General features: G+C 64.4%; 12 protein-coding genes. All 12 read right to left on the bottom strand.

Going from position 1 to position 13680, the window contains the following annotated elements:
* Positions 1-171: 171 nt before the first annotated feature.
* The 12 genes from ACRWQA_RS07410 to hemA all read right to left on the bottom strand — a co-directional run bounded on the left by ACRWQA_RS07410 (position 172) and on the right by hemA (position 13482).
* Positions 172-1464, bottom strand: a complete 1293-nt coding sequence (locus tag ACRWQA_RS07410) for an NAD(P)/FAD-dependent oxidoreductase (protein ID WP_263580461.1) — start codon at positions 1462-1464, stop codon at positions 172-174.
* A 28-nt stretch (positions 1465-1492) separates the two neighbouring features.
* Positions 1493-2329: an ABC transporter permease subunit gene (locus tag ACRWQA_RS07405; RefSeq protein WP_318153150.1), complete on the bottom strand. Its 837-nt coding sequence runs from the start codon at positions 2327-2329 to the stop codon at positions 1493-1495.
* A 2-nt stretch (positions 2330-2331) separates the two neighbouring features.
* Positions 2332-3240 (bottom strand): ABC transporter permease subunit, encoded by a 909-nt coding sequence (locus ACRWQA_RS07400; RefSeq protein ID WP_434227751.1) that lies wholly within the window; start codon positions 3238-3240, stop codon positions 2332-2334.
* A gap of 23 nt (positions 3241-3263) precedes the next feature.
* On the bottom strand, positions 3264-4340 hold the full coding sequence (gene potA, locus ACRWQA_RS07395; RefSeq protein ID WP_263583997.1) for a polyamine ABC transporter ATP-binding protein: 1077 nt from the start codon (positions 4338-4340) through the stop codon (positions 3264-3266).
* A gap of 178 nt (positions 4341-4518) precedes the next feature.
* Positions 4519-5625, bottom strand: coding sequence for a polyamine ABC transporter substrate-binding protein (locus tag ACRWQA_RS07390; RefSeq protein ID WP_434227752.1), 1107 nt, complete (start codon positions 5623-5625; stop codon positions 4519-4521).
* A gap of 178 nt (positions 5626-5803) precedes the next feature.
* Positions 5804-7150 carry a glutamine synthetase family protein gene (locus tag ACRWQA_RS07385; protein WP_263580464.1) on the bottom strand — a complete coding sequence of 449 codons (1347 nt, stop codon included), beginning with the start codon at positions 7148-7150 and terminating at the stop codon, positions 5804-5806.
* A 38-nt stretch (positions 7151-7188) separates the two neighbouring features.
* Positions 7189-8484 carry an NAD(P)/FAD-dependent oxidoreductase gene (locus ACRWQA_RS07380; RefSeq protein WP_434227754.1) on the bottom strand — a complete coding sequence of 432 codons (1296 nt, stop codon included), beginning with the start codon at positions 8482-8484 and terminating at the stop codon, positions 7189-7191.
* Between the two features lie 352 nt (positions 8485-8836).
* Positions 8837-9586 (bottom strand): HesA/MoeB/ThiF family protein, encoded by a 750-nt coding sequence (locus tag ACRWQA_RS07375; RefSeq protein ID WP_434227872.1) that lies wholly within the window; start codon positions 9584-9586, stop codon positions 8837-8839.
* Positions 9587-9591: 5 nt separating this feature from the next.
* A complete protein-coding gene (locus ACRWQA_RS07370; RefSeq protein WP_263580466.1) occupies positions 9592-10092 on the bottom strand; it encodes an Lrp/AsnC ligand binding domain-containing protein in 501 nt (166 codons plus the stop codon).
* Between the two features lie 179 nt (positions 10093-10271).
* Positions 10272-11117, bottom strand: a complete 846-nt coding sequence (prmC, locus tag ACRWQA_RS07365) for a peptide chain release factor N(5)-glutamine methyltransferase (RefSeq protein WP_434227755.1) — start codon at positions 11115-11117, stop codon at positions 10272-10274.
* Positions 11117-12205 (bottom strand): peptide chain release factor 1, encoded by a 1089-nt coding sequence (gene prfA / locus ACRWQA_RS07360; RefSeq protein WP_434227757.1) that lies wholly within the window; start codon positions 12203-12205, stop codon positions 11117-11119. The genes prmC and prfA overlap by 1 nt, the downstream gene beginning before the upstream one ends.
* 11 nt (positions 12206-12216) lie before the next feature.
* On the bottom strand, positions 12217-13482 hold the full coding sequence (gene hemA / locus ACRWQA_RS07355; RefSeq protein ID WP_263580469.1) for a glutamyl-tRNA reductase: 1266 nt from the start codon (positions 13480-13482) through the stop codon (positions 12217-12219).
* Positions 13483-13680: the final 198 nt, after the last annotated feature.

Below are 13680 nucleotides of genomic sequence, written 5' to 3'. Positions count from 1 at the left end.
CCCGGGCTTATAAGACTCGGCTCGATACGATGTGCAAGAGAAGAGACGTGGTGAGCGGCGATTCCGTGCCACCCGAATGGATGATCTCAGTATACGCTGCGCTTGGCTCTCATTAAGCGCAGCGAAGCGGTTTCCACATTTTATGACCCGGTGTCCGCCGCTGGCGACACTTCACCAACCGAGCCGATCCCGCGTCGCGTAGTACCAGGCCCCCAGCGCCGAGAGCGGCACACGCAGTACCCGACCACCGGGAAACGGCAGGTGTGGCAGGCCGGCGAAGGCGTCGAAACGCTCGCTCTCGCCGCGCATCACCTCGGCGATCAGCTTTCCCGCCAAGTGCGAGCAGGTTACCCCATGGCCCGAATAGCCCTGGGCGTAATAGACATTGTCGTTGAGGCGACCGAACTGCGGCAGGCGGTTGAGAGTCATCAGGAAATTGCCGCTCCAGGCAAAATCGATGCGCACATCGGCCAGTTGCGGGAAGGTCTTGAGCATCTTGGGGCGGATCACCGCGGCAATGTCCGCCGGATCCTGGCCGCCATAGTTGACCCCACCACCGTAGAGCAGACGACCGTCGGCGGTGAAGCGGTAGTAGTCGAGCAGGTAATTGCAATCCTCCACCGCCATGTCGCGGGGGATCAGCTCGCGACGCAGTGCCTCCGCCAGCGGTTCGGTGGTGACGATCTGGGTGCCGCAGGGCATCGACTTGCTCTCCAGCTCCGGCAGCACCCCCTGAAGATAGGCGTTGCCGGCCATCACCACGCGCCGGGCGCGTACGCTACCGCGCGGAGTGGAGAGCGTCACCGTATCGCCATGGTGCACCCCGGTGACCGGCGTCTGCTCGTAGATGATGCCACCCAGCGACTCGCAGGCCGCCGCCTCGCCGAGCACCAGGTTGAGCGGATGCAAATGCCCGCCGGAGTGATCCACCAGCACACCCACGTAGCGCTCGCTTCCCACCTCGCGCTTGTACGCCTGGCCCTCCAGTAGCTCGAGTTCGCGGTTGCCGTAGCGTTCCCACAGCGCCTTGTGTTCGCGCAGCCCCTCGAGTTGCTTGCGATTGCAGGCGGCAAACAGGTTGCCGTTCTTGAGGTCGCACTCGATGCCATATGTCTCGATCCGGCTGCGTATGATGCGATTGCCCTCGAAGGCCATGTCTCCCAGCGCTCGGGCGGTCTCGCTGCCGTACCTGGCCTCGATCACGTCCATGTCGCGGCTGTAGCTGTTGACGATCTGCCCGCCGTTGCGCCCCGAGGCGCCAAAGCCGACCCGGGCAGCCTCCAGCACCACCACTCGATGGCCCTGCTCGGCGAGGTGCAGTGCCGACGAAATGCCGGTGAAGCCTGCCCCGACCACACAAACGTCACACTCGACCTCGCCTTCCAGGGCGGGACGCTCGGGCGACGAATTGGCCGTCGCGGCATAGTAGGACGCCACATGCTCGGTGGCAGCACGGGTCGACATAGTGTCACCTCATATTCGAGAAATAGGTTTACCTACCAGCCGTCATGTCCTGCAGCATCGCCTGCCGCCGCCTCGCCTCACTGCGCCGCATCAGGTACCAAGCCAGGAACGTGGCCAGCGATACCACCAGGATGATCAGCGTGGCCAGGGCGTTGATCTTGGGCGAAACGCCAAGGCGCACCGAGGAGAACACCACCATGGGCAGCGTGGTCGCGCCCGGCCCGGAGACGAAGCTGGCGATTACCAGGTCGTCCAGCGACAGGGTGAAGGCCAGCAGCCAGCCCGCTGCCAGCGCCGGCGCGATCACCGGCAGGGTGATCTGGAAGAAGGTACGCACCGGCCTGGCGCCAAGGTCCATGGCGGCCTCCTCGATGGACATGTCCACCTCATGCAGGCGCGAGGCCACTACCACCGCCACGTAGGCGCTGCAGAAGGTGGTGTGGGCGATCCAGATGGTCATCATGCCTCGATCCGCCGGCCAGCCGATCAGTTGCGCCATGTGCACGAACAGCAGCAGCAACGACAACCCGGTGATCACCTCGGGCATCACCAGCGGTGCGGTCACCATGCTGGAGAGCGCCGTCTTGCCGCGAAAACGGGCGAAGCGCACCATCACGAAAGCGGCCAGCGTGCCCAGGCACACCGCCATGGAGGCGGAAAAGAAGGCGATGCGCAGGCTGGTCCAGACCGCCGAGAGGATCTGCTGGTCGCGAAACAGCTCCACGTACCAGCGCGCCGAGAAGCCTGCCCATACGGTCACCAGCCGCGACGAATTGAACGAGTAGATGACCAGGATGAGCATCGGCAGGTAGAGAAACACGAGCCCGGCAATCAGCATCAGCGTGGTGAAGGTTGGCTTGCGCATGATCACTCCTCCAGCTCGCGCGACTGGTAGCGATGGAACAGGGCGATGGGCACGATCAGGATTGCCAGCATGACCATCGCTAGCGCCGAGGCCACCGGCCAGTCACGGTTGTGGAAGAATTCCTCCCACAGCACCTTGCCGATCATCACCGTGTTGGGGCCGCCGAGCAGTTCGGGGATCACGTACTCCCCCACCGCCGGAATGAACACCAGCATCGAGCCGGCGATGATGCCGCCCTTTGAGAGCGGCAGGGTCACCTTGAGGAAGGTGTTGAGCTTGCGCGAGCCGAGATCCGAAGCCGCTTCCAGCAGCGAACCATCGAGTCGGGTCAGGTTGGCGTAGAGCGGCAGCACCATGAACGGCAGGTAGGCATAGACGATACCCAGTATCACGGCGAAATTGGTATTGAGCATGCGGATTGGCGAGTCGATCAGCCCCGCCCAGATCAGCAGGTTGTTGACCAGCCCGTTGTTGCTGAGAATGCCCATCCAGGCGTAGACGCGGATCAGGAACGAGGTCCACGAGGGCAGCATTACCAGCAGCAGCAGCACCAGCTGCCAGTGGGCCGGCGCCCGAGCCATGGCGTAGGCCATGGGGTAGCCGAGCGCCAGGCACAGCACGGTGGCCAGCAGTGCGATCTTGACCGAGCCCCAGTAGGCCGAGACGTAGAGCGTGTCGGTGGTCAAGAACAGGTAGTTGCTGAACGTCACGATGACGTTCAGCGTCTCGTTGGCGTAGTCGAAGATGGGACCGTAAGGCGGTATCGATATGGCCGCCTCGGAGAGGCTGATCTTGAGCACGATGCCGAACGGCAGCAGGAAGAAGAGGGTCAACCACAGCAACGGCACGGCGATGACCCAGCCACGGCCGGGCTTGAGCAGCCGCTGCAGGCGAACGGTGAGGTTAGACATGCAGGTCTCCCGACGACATTCGTTCAATCGTGCAGAACGATCGCGCTATGCGCGTCCCAGTGGATGAACACCGGCTCGTCCCAGCGCGGCCGATCACCGCGCCGCTCGGTATTGGCCATACTGGCCTTGACCAGATGGCCGCTCTCGATGCGCACGTAGTAGACCGAGAAGCCGCCGAGGTAGGCGATGTCCTCGACGATGCCCGCTGCCCAGTTGTCCTCGCTCGTTGGACGCTCGCGGGTCAGCCAGGTCTTTTCCGGGCGCACGGCAACCCACACGCTGCGCTCATCGGCCTGGGTGCTGACGCCGTGATCGATGCGAATAGGCCGTCCCAGCGTCGGGCTGTCGATCACGCAGTGATCCGCCTCGTCAACGACGATCTCACCCGCGAACAGGTTCACCGTACCGACGAACTCGGCCACCATGCGGTTGGCCGGGCTCTCGTAGACGTCCATCGGCGTGCCCACCTGGGCAATCCAGCCATCGGCCATGATCGCCACCCGGTCGGCCATGGTCATGGCCTCTTCCTGGTCGTGGGTGACCATGATGCAGGTCACCCCGACCCGTTCGAGGATCTGCACCACCTCGAGCTGCATCTCGGTACGCAGCTTCTTGTCCAGCGCCCCCATCGGCTCGTCGAGCAGCAGCAATTTGGGCCGCTTGGCCAGTGAGCGCGCCAGGGCCACGCGCTGGCGCTGCCCGCCGGAGAGATGGTGGGGCTTACGTCGGGCGAAGGCCTCCATGTGCACCAGCTTGAGCATTTCGGCCACGCGCTCGTCGATCTCGCGGCGCGGCAGCTTGTCCTGCTTGAGACCGAAGGCGATGTTCTGCGCCACCGTCATGTGCGGGAACAGGGCATAGGACTGAAACATCATGTTGATCGGGCGCTCATAGGGCGGCATGGCGGTAATGTCCTCACCGTCGAGCACCACCTGCCCTTCGCTGGGCTTCTCGAAGCCGGCCAGCATGCGCAGCAGCGTCGACTTGCCCGAGCCGGAGCCGCCCAGCAGAGCGAAGATCTCTCCGCGGCGAATCGACAGGCTGACGTCATCCACCGCCAGCACGCCGTCGAAGCGCTTGCTGACACGGCGGATCTCCATCAACCCTTCTTCGCGAGCCGGGCGCGGTTTACCAAGCGCCTCATCGGCATGCTCCGCGCTATCGGCGGGGCGTCGCGGCGATTCCGAGGCTTGTATCCGGGTTTGCGGCATCACAGCGTCTCCTGTGGCAAACAAGAGTTTGTCATTCGTTGCCGGCCCCACGGGGCCGGCGCGGAGATCAAATGCCGGACTTCACCCGGTTCCAGACACGGGTACGAACGCGCTGTACGGCCAGCGGCTTCTCCTCCTGTACGAACAGGTTGTCCATCACCTCCTGGTCGGGGTAGACGGCCTGATCGTTGAGGATGTCGGGGTCGAGATACTCATTTGCGGCGATATTGGGGTTGGCATAGACCACGTACTCGGTGATGCCAGCGGCAATCTCGGGCTCGAGGATGAAGTTGATGAAGGCGTGAGCATTGTCAGGGTTGGGCGCATCGGCGGGAATTGCCATCATGTCGAACCACAGCGCCGCACCCTCCTTGGGAATGATGTAGTCGATGGTGAAATCGCGTCCGGCCTCCTCGGCACGGTCGGCGGCCTGGAAGATGTCGCCGGAGTAGCCCGCCGCCACGCAGATGTCGCCGTTGGCGAGATCCGAGATGTAGCGCGACGAGTGGAAATAGGTGATGTTGTCGCGCACCGCGGCGATCAGATCGCCGGCCGCCTCGATATCCGCGGATTCGCTGGAAAGCGGCGACAGCCCCAAGTACGCCATGCCGGCGGAAAGCATGTCGTCACCTGTGTCCAGCATGGCGATGCCGCAGCCGCCCTCGTTCAGCGCAGTGGTGACATCGGGGTCGAAGATCAGCGCCCACGAGTCGAGCGGCGCGTCGTCACCGAGGATCTCGGTGACCCGCTCGACGTTGTAGCCGATGCCGTTGGTGCCCCACATGTAGGGAATCGAGTAGCGGCTACCGGGGTCGATCGACTCCAGGTCATCCATCAGCTCAGGATTGAGGTTCTCCATATTGGGGATCTTGTCGTGATCCAGCTCCATGTAGACCCCGGCGCTGACCTGGCGGGTCAGGTAGTGGTTGGAGGGCACCACCACGTCATAGCCGGAACGCCCCGACAGCATCGCCGCATCGAGTACTTCGTTGCTGTCGTAGACGTCGTAGATCACCTCGATACCGGTGGCTTCGGTGAACTTCTCCAGGGTGTCCGGTGCGATGTAATCCGACCAGTTGTAGACCCGCACCTCGTTGGCCTGCGCAGCGACTGCGACCAAGGCCAGGGAACCCAGCGCAATGGCCAGAGAGAGCTTCTTGCGTTGACAGAACATGGTGGCACCTCTTGTTGGCATTGTTTTCGTCAGCCCGACCGCAACAGCCGGCCGGGAGGTTTCTCCTCGCCCATCTCATGGCCCGTCATGGGGGACATCGGGCCGAACGGCGCATCACGCCGCCTCCAAACACTCCAGTGTCCTGAGCCTGGGCTCGCGCGGGCCCGGACTCAGGAAACTAGACGCTCAACAGCAGGAACTCCCTCTCCCACGAACTGATGACCTTCTTGAAGTTCTCGTTCTCCACCCGCTTGACCGCGACGTAGCCGGTCACGAAGCGGTGGCCCATGTAGCGCTCCAGCTCGGCACAATGCTCCATGCGCTCCAGCGCCTGCTCCAGCGTGAACGGCAAGCGCAGGTTGCGGCGCTCGAATGCACGGCCCTGCACCGGGGCGGAGGGGTTGAGCTTTTGCATCATGCCGAGGTAGCCGCACAGCAGGCTGGCGGCAATGGCGAGATAGGCGTTGGCGTCGGCGCCGGGCAGGCGATTCTCGATACGCCGGTTCTGTGGCGTGGAGTCGGGTACGCGCAGGCCACAGGTGCGGTTCTCCTCGCCCCACTCGACGTTGACCGGCGCCGAAGTGTCAGGAAGGAAACGGCGGAAGGAGTTGACGTTGGGTGCCATCAGCGGCAACGCCTCGGGAATGAAACGCTGCATGCCGCCGATATGGTGGAGGAACAGCTGGCTCATGGAGCCGTCCTCATTGGCAAACACGCTCTTCCCAGTGGTCGCGTCCAGCACACTCTGGTGGATGTGCATGGCGCTGCCGGGCTCGTTGGTGATCGGCTTGGCCATGAAAGTGGCCACCACGTCGTGCTTCAGCGCCGCCTCGCGCAGGGTGCGTTTGAACAGGAACACCTGGTCGGCCAGCATCAGGGGATCGCCGTGACGGAAATTGATCTCCATCTGGGCGGTCCCCTCCTCGTGGATCAGGGTGTCGATGTCCAGCCCCTGGACCTCGCACCAGTCGTACATGTCCTCGAAAAGGGGATCGAACTCGTTGGCCGCATCGATCGAGAACGACTGCCGGCCGGTTTCCTGCCGCCCGCTACGGCCGATGGGCGGCAACAACGGCAGGTCCGGGTCCTCGCAGCGCTTGGTCAGGTAGAACTCCATCTCCGGCGCCACCACCGGCTTCCATCCCTGCTCGGCATAGAGCGCCAGCACCCGCTTCAGCTGATTGCGGGAGGAGAGTTCGATGGGATTGCCCATCTTGTCGTAGCAGTCATGGATCACCTGGGCGGTGGGCTCGAGCGCCCAGGGCACCGGATAGACCGCGGAGATATCGGGCCGGCACAGCATGTCGATATCGGCAGGATCGAGCAGTGAATAGTAGAGCTCGTCCTCGACGTAGTCACCGGTCACGGTCTGCAGCAGCACGCTTTCGGGAAGGCGCATGCCCTTCTCGGCCATGAACTTCGAAACCGGCGTGATCTTGCCGCGGGCGATGCCGGTAATGTCGCTGACCAGGCATTCCACCTCGGTGATGCGTCGCTCCTTCAGCCAGCTTTCCAGGTCTTTCATGGGAACCTCATTGCGGCCCGTCCCGGGCGTAACGTTCGTTATAGTCGGTCGCGCAGCTTGTAGAAAGCGGTGGCCAGCACCAGCAGCGGCGTACGCAGGCGCTCGCCGCCGGGAAAGCGACGATGAGGCATGGCGGCAAAGATGTCGAAACGCTCGCTCTGCCCGGCAATGGTCTCGCCGACCAGCTTGCCGGCCAACCCGGCCAGCGCCATGCCGTGCCCCGAGTAACCCTGGGCATAGTAGACATTGTGGCCAAGGCGACCGAAGTCCGGTGCTCGATTGAGCGTGATCGCCACGTCGCCGCCCCAACGGTAGTCGATGCGCACCCCTTCGAGCACCGGGAACAGGCGTGCGATCTTGGCGTCCATGCGCTGCTGCAAGCCGCGCGGCTCCCGGCCATCGTAGCTGACTTCACCGCCATAGATCAGCCGCCTGTCGGCAGAAAGGCGGTAGTAGTCGAGAACGAAGTTGGCGTCGGACAGGGCATCGTTTTTTGGCAGCACCTGAGTCGCCCGTTCTTCGCCCAGCGGCTCGGTGGCAACGATATAGTTGGCCGCGCGCATGATGCGCCCCTCCAACTCGGGTAGCAGGCGCCCCAGGTAGGCGTTGGCCCCCACCACCACGAAGTCGGCGCTGATCTCTCCTTGCGCCGTCACCACAGTGGCGGGCTGGCCGCGGCGAATGGCCAGGGCCGGGCTGTGCTCGTGGACCGCCACCCCCGCTCGCTGTGCCGCCCGCGCCAGGCCCAGGGTATAGTTGAGCGGGTGCAGATGACCGCCTTCGCTCTCATGGAGCGCGCCCGGGTATGCCTCGGTCGCCACCCTCTCGCGCAGCGCCTCGCCCTCGAGCCAGCTCAATGCCTCGTAGCCGTAATCACGAGCCAGACGCTCCTGCATCTGCTGCAACTCGCGTACGTGGCGCGGCTTCACCGCAGCATGCAGGTAACCCCAGGCGAGGTCGCACGGAATCGCATGGCGCTCGATGAGCTCCGTGGTCAGACGCACCGCCTCGCGACTCAGTTCCCAGACGTCCCGGGCACGCTCACGACCGAGCGCCTGCTCCACGGTGGCAATATCGGTACCCAGACCGGGCAGGATCTGGCCGCCACTGCGTCCGGAGGCGCCGTATCCGATCTCTTGGGCTTCGAGCAACGCCACCGTGTAACCGCGCTCGGCCAGGTGAAGCGCCGCAGAGCAGCCAGTGATCCCCCCCCCGATCACACAGACATCGACCCGCTGCTGCCCGACCAAGGGTGGGCATGCCCGTTCGAGCCGCACCGAGATCGAATCGCGGTAGTAGGATGCGGGACTGTCGGTCTGGGCGGCAGTGGCCATGCAGCGTCTTCCTGAAGCGGTGAACCGTCTCATCGGAGGCAATCAGTCTGGCATCAAACCGCCAGGACATGTCAAGTATTCAATAACGACTTTACTCGTTCCACCACACCAAAGGAACCCTCGAAAAAGAGCAGGAATGGCACAACCATGCCTGATACCCCCTACACCATCGGCTTTCGCCATGGTTTCCCACCCTAGGCCTAAAGCCAAAAATGTCAATTAATGACCATCACACTGCTTCGAGCTACAGCAAACTGCCGGATGGTGCTCGAAGCAGAGGGCTCGAGGAAGCCATGCCGTCAATGATTGACAAGCAGCCGGCGTGACAAGTCAGGGAAGGACGATTGACGCCTCAGCGTGAGGCGCAGACCGGGCAAGCAGGATCACGTGGCACCTGGAAGTGGCGCCACTGTCCGTTGAGACCATCGAAGGTGGAAAGCCCGCGGTGCGCCACACCGGCACCACTGAGCAGCTTGACCGCCTCCAGCGCCTGGAAGCAGCCGATCAGCCCGACCAGGGGCGCTACCACGCCGCTCTCGGCGCAGCGCAACTCTTCGTCGCCGCCCTCTCCCGGAGGATACAGGCAGGCGTAGCAAGGCGAGGAGGGGTCGCGCGGATCGAACACCGCCAACTGCCCCGAGAAGCGAATCGCCGCACCCGAGACGAGCGGTACTCCGGCGCGTTGGCAGGCGGCATTGACCGCGTAGCGGCTGGAGAATCGATCGGTGCAATCGAGAACCAGATCGACCTCCGCCACCAGCGCATCGAGCGCCTCGCCGGAGAGATGCTCCTCGATCACGCGGATTTCACAGCCCGGATTGAGCGCCGCAGCGGAGTCGCGGGCGGAGCACGCCTTGTTGCGCCCCAGGTCGTCCATGCCATGGGCGATCTGGCGTTGCAGGTTGGAGAGTTCCACCTCGTCGGCATCGGCCAGGATCAGATGCCCCACCCCGGCGGCGGCCAGGTAGAGCGCCACCGGCGAACCCAGCCCACCGGCGCCCACCACCAAAGCGCGCGAGGCCAGCAGGCGCTCCTGCCCCGCGATGTCGATCGGCTCCAGCATGATCTGCCGGCTGTAGCGCAGCAGCGCCTCGTCGTCCATTGCCATTACTTGTCTTCGAGCTCCTCGATGTCGGGTACGTAGAGCGTAAACTCCTCCTTGACCTCCTCCATCACCACGTAGCTCTTCGACTCCTTGACGCCGGGAAGTGTCAGCACCACGTCGCCAAGCAGTTGGCGATAGGCGGACATTTCGGGAATCCGGCACTTGAGAATGTAGTCGAATTGCCCAGAGACCAGGTGGCACTCCTGAATCTGCGGCAGGCGGGAGACGGCGCGGCGGAATTCGTCGAACACCGCCGGCGACTGGGTCTCGAGACTGATCTCGACGAACACCAGCAGGTTGGCCTTTAGCGAACGCGGATTGAGTATCGCCTTGTAGCCGCGAATGACGCCGGACTTCTCGAGGCGCTTGACGCGCTCCAGGCAGGGCGTGGTAGAGAGCCCGACCTGAGCGGCCAGGTCGACGTAGGAGATGCGGGCGTTGTCCTGCAGGCAGCGCAGGATCTTGAGATCGATACGGTCGAGCGAGCGAGTCTTGGTTTTCATTATCGTGTCGCGGGAAGCCGAGTCAGAGTGAGTGAAGCGTCGCCATGGCAGCAAATCGACCTGAAAAAGCGCGGGAATCAGGCGCGGCGCTGGTGTTCGGTCACACAAACATGCCGACATTTGGTGTTATTTCCTGAACAGATGTACCACAGCGACCCCGACCCCTCCAATACGCCCACTCAACGCTGACCAGGCCGCCGGCCGAACGTGACCCGCTCCTGCCCACCCAGATCCCGCCGGCTGGCCACCTCGACATAACCGCCGCTCTTCAGCAGGCTGCGAACGGCGGCCGCCTGGTCGTGGCCATGCTCCAGGGCCAGCCAGCCTCCCGGCTCCAGATGGGCCATGCCCTGCTCGGCGAGGTGACGCAGGTCGGCCAGCCCGGCATCCGCTGCCACCAGCGCACTTTTGGGCTCGAAGCGCACGTCGCCCTGCGCCAGGTGCGGATCCTGGGCATCGATATAGGGCGGATTGGCCGCAATCAGGGTGAAGCACTCGCCGGCCAGGGCGGCAAACCAGTCGCTCAACGCAAAGCGCGCATTGGCAATGCCCAGCCGTCGAGCGTTGGACTCGGACAACGTCACCGCCTCGGCCACCCGGTCGACGCCGAACGCTTCCCAGCCGGGGCGTTCGCTGGCAAAGGCCAGCGCAATGGCGCCGGTACCTGACCCCAGGTCGAGCAGACGGCCCGACGGCTCATGCGCCAGCTCGAGCAGCACCTCCACCAGGGTTTCGGTATCGGGCCGAGGGATCAAGGTATGCCGCGAGGTAGCCAGGGCGAGCCCCCAGAACTCCCGCTCACCGGTCAGGTAGGCCACGGGATGGCCCGCCGCGCGGGCCGCCACCAGGGCCTCGAAGCGAGCCCACGAGTATGTCGCCACCGTTCTGTCGCCCCAGGTATAGAGCCAGGTGCGATCGACGCCCAGCACATGGCACAACAACACCTCGGCATCGAGCCGCGGACTGGCCGAACCCGACCGGGTCAAACGCCCGGCCGCCCGCGCCAGCAGCACGTCGAGACGCATCAGGCTTCCTGCTGCAGCGCCGCGAGCTGGTCTGCCTGATGCTCGTGGACCAGGGGATCGAGGATCTCGTCGAGCTCGCCGGTCATGACCTCGCCAAGCTTGTAGAGGGTGAGATTGATGCGGTGGTCGGTCAACCGCCCCTGGGGGAAGTTGTAGGTGCGAATGCGCTCGCTTCGATCGCCCGAGCCGACCAGGCTGCGGCGCGTATCGGCCTGCTCACGCTGACGCCCCTCCACGGCACTCTGCTTGAGCCGGGCAGCCAGCAGCGACATCGCCTTGGCCCGATTCTTGTGTTGGCTGCGTTCCTCCTGGCACTCGACTACCACCCCACTGGGCAGGTGGGTGATGCGGATCGCCGAGTCGGTGGTGTTGACGTGCTGACCGCCGGCGCCGCTGGAGCGGAAGGTATCCACCCGCAGGTCGGCGGGATTGATGTCGACGTCGACGAGCTCGTCGGCCTCCGGCATGACCGCTACGGTACAGGCGGAGGTATGGATGCGCCCCTGGGACTCGGTGGCCGGCACGCGCTGGACGCGATGGGCGCCGGACTCGAACTTGAGCCGGGCATAGACCCCTTCGCCCTTCACCCGCGAAATGATCTCCTTGTAACCGCCCTGCTCGCCGTGGCTGGCACTGATCACCTCGACCTTCCAGCCCCGCTTTTCGGCATAGCGGGAGTACATGCGAAACAGGTCGCCGGCGAACAGTGCCGCCTCGTCGCCGCCGGTACCGGCGCGAATCTCGAGGAAGACGTTGCGGCCGTCATCGGGGTCACGCGGAACCAGCAACTGCTTGAGCCGCACCTCCAGCGTCTCCAGCCGCTCCCGCCCTTCTTCCAGCTCCATCTGGGCCAGTTCGCGCATCTCGGCGTCGCTGTCTTCGGCCAACACCGCGGCGTCTTCCAGGTCGCTCTCGACCGCCCGGTAGTCGCGCCAGGCCTCGACCAGGTGCTCGAGTTCGGAATATTCGCGGGAGTAGTCGCGGAAACGAGGCTGATCGCTGATCACCTCGGGCTCCGCCAGCAAGGCGGCGAGCTCCTCGAAGCGTTCGACGAAGCCGTCGAGACGCTGGCGCAGGGTCGCTTTCATGGCGTGTCCTGTCAGGGTTTCGTTGATGGAGAGTCCAGCAGCAGCGCCTCGGCGGCGGTGAGCAGGTCGCGCCGCTCGCCGCCGGACGCCTCGCGCAGGGCCACCGTGGGCCGATGCAGCAAGCGATTGGTGAGCTGGTGCGCCAACAGGCGAATCACTTCTTCGGGGTCCTCTCCGCGCGCCAGCTTTGCCAGTGCCTGGCGCTCGGAGTGCTCGCGCAGCTCGGCCGCCTGGTCACGGTAGCGCCGAATCAACTCCCCGCTGCTGCGAATGCGACGCTCGTGCAGCCAGACGTGCACGCCATGCTCGATCAGCGCTTCCGCCTGGTCGGCGGCCGCCTGGCGGTGGCGCCGGTTCTCCTGGATCACCTCGTTGAGGTCATCGACCGTATAGAGAAAGATGTCGTCCAGTTCACCGACCTCGGGCTCGATGTCCCGCGGCACCGCGATATCGACCATGAAGATCGGCCGGTGGCGGCGTTTCTTCAACGCCCGCTCCGCCATGCCCTTGCCCAGGATCGGCAGCGGTGCGGCAGTGGAGGAAATGACGATGTCGGCGCGAGCCAGAGCATCGGGGATCTCGTTGAGCGAGATCGCCTCGGCATTGAATTCGCTGGCCAGCAGCTCGGCACGCTCACGCGTACGGTTGGCCACGATCATGTTGCGCACACCGGCTTCGCGCAGGTGCCGCGCCACCAGTTCGATGGTTTCCCCGGCACCGATCAGCAGCGCCCGCGAGCGGCCGAAGTCATCGAAGATCCGGCTGGCCAGACTCACCGCGGCGTAGGCCACCGAAACCGGGTTCTGGCCGATGCCGGTGCGCGTGCGCACCTGCTTGGCCACCGCAAAGGTATGCTGGAACAGCAGTTCCAGCTCACCGCCCAACCCGCTTGCCTGGCGCGCCGACTGGTAGGCCTCCTTGAGCTGACCGAGGATCTGCGGCTCGCCCAACACCATCGAATCCAACCCCACCGCAACGCGCATCAAGTGACGCGCGGCATCGTTGTCAAGGTAGTGGTAGGCACAGGGTGTCAGCTCGTCGAGCGCCAACCCATGGAAATGGCTCAACCAGTCGAGAATGGTACGCTCGCCGCTCGGCTCGGTGACGCAATACAGCTCCGTGCGGTTGCAGGTCGAGAGCACCGCCGCTTCGTGCACCTGAGGCAGGCGGCGCAGCTCGGTCAACGCCGACTCGAGCTGAGCCGGGCTGAAGGCGACCCGCTCGCGCACCGCGACCGTGGCCGTCCTGTGGTTGATTCCAAGGGCAAGAAGCGTCATGCGTTAAGCGTCTTCGGTGATGTCGGCCAGCGGCACCGTAAATGAAAAAAATCGTCTCTGCGGCGCTGCATTCTATCACAGCCTTCCGAACTCGGCGCCAGGCACGCGGCTCCGGCTATTGACGCACGACAAGGTGGAACTCATTCGCCAAGCCGCATCGTCGACGCAGCGATCCCTTTGCCCATGGGCTGCTAGCCG

The sequence above is a fragment of the Billgrantia sp. C5P2 genome, from assembly GCF_051062895.2.
Note: the sequence above shows the minus strand (reverse complement) of the source record. Positions and strands in the feature narration are given on the sequence as shown.

Excerpts from the sequence above, each read along its gene's own strand:
- ACRWQA_RS07410 (WP_263580461.1), bottom strand. The coding sequence starts at position 1,464 with ATGTCGACCCGTGCTGCCACCGAGCATGTGGCGTCCTACTATGCCGCG.
- ACRWQA_RS07405 (WP_318153150.1), bottom strand. The coding sequence starts at position 2,329 with ATGCGCAAGCCAACCTTCACCACGCTGATGCTGATTGCCGGGCTCGTG.
- ACRWQA_RS07400 (WP_434227751.1), bottom strand. The coding sequence starts at position 3,240 with ATGTCTAACCTCACCGTTCGCCTGCAGCGGCTGCTCAAGCCCGGCCGT.
- potA (WP_263583997.1), bottom strand. The coding sequence starts at position 4,340 with ATGGAGATCCGCCGTGTCAGCAAGCGCTTCGACGGCGTGCTGGCGGTG.
- ACRWQA_RS07390 (WP_434227752.1), bottom strand. The coding sequence starts at position 5,625 with ATGTTCTGTCAACGCAAGAAGCTCTCTCTGGCCATTGCGCTGGGTTCC.
- ACRWQA_RS07385 (WP_263580464.1), bottom strand. The coding sequence starts at position 7,150 with ATGAAAGACCTGGAAAGCTGGCTGAAGGAGCGACGCATCACCGAGGTG.
- ACRWQA_RS07380 (WP_434227754.1), bottom strand. The coding sequence starts at position 8,484 with ATGGCCACTGCCGCCCAGACCGACAGTCCCGCATCCTACTACCGCGAT.
- ACRWQA_RS07375 (WP_434227872.1), bottom strand. The coding sequence starts at position 9,586 with ATGGACGACGAGGCGCTGCTGCGCTACAGCCGGCAGATCATGCTGGAG.
- ACRWQA_RS07370 (WP_263580466.1), bottom strand. The coding sequence starts at position 10,092 with ATGAAAACCAAGACTCGCTCGCTCGACCGTATCGATCTCAAGATCCTG.
- prmC (WP_434227755.1), bottom strand. The coding sequence starts at position 11,117 with ATGCGTCTCGACGTGCTGCTGGCGCGGGCGGCCGGGCGTTTGACCCGG.
- prfA (WP_434227757.1), bottom strand. The coding sequence starts at position 12,205 with ATGAAAGCGACCCTGCGCCAGCGTCTCGACGGCTTCGTCGAACGCTTC.
- hemA (WP_263580469.1), bottom strand. The coding sequence starts at position 13,482 with ATGACGCTTCTTGCCCTTGGAATCAACCACAGGACGGCCACGGTCGCG.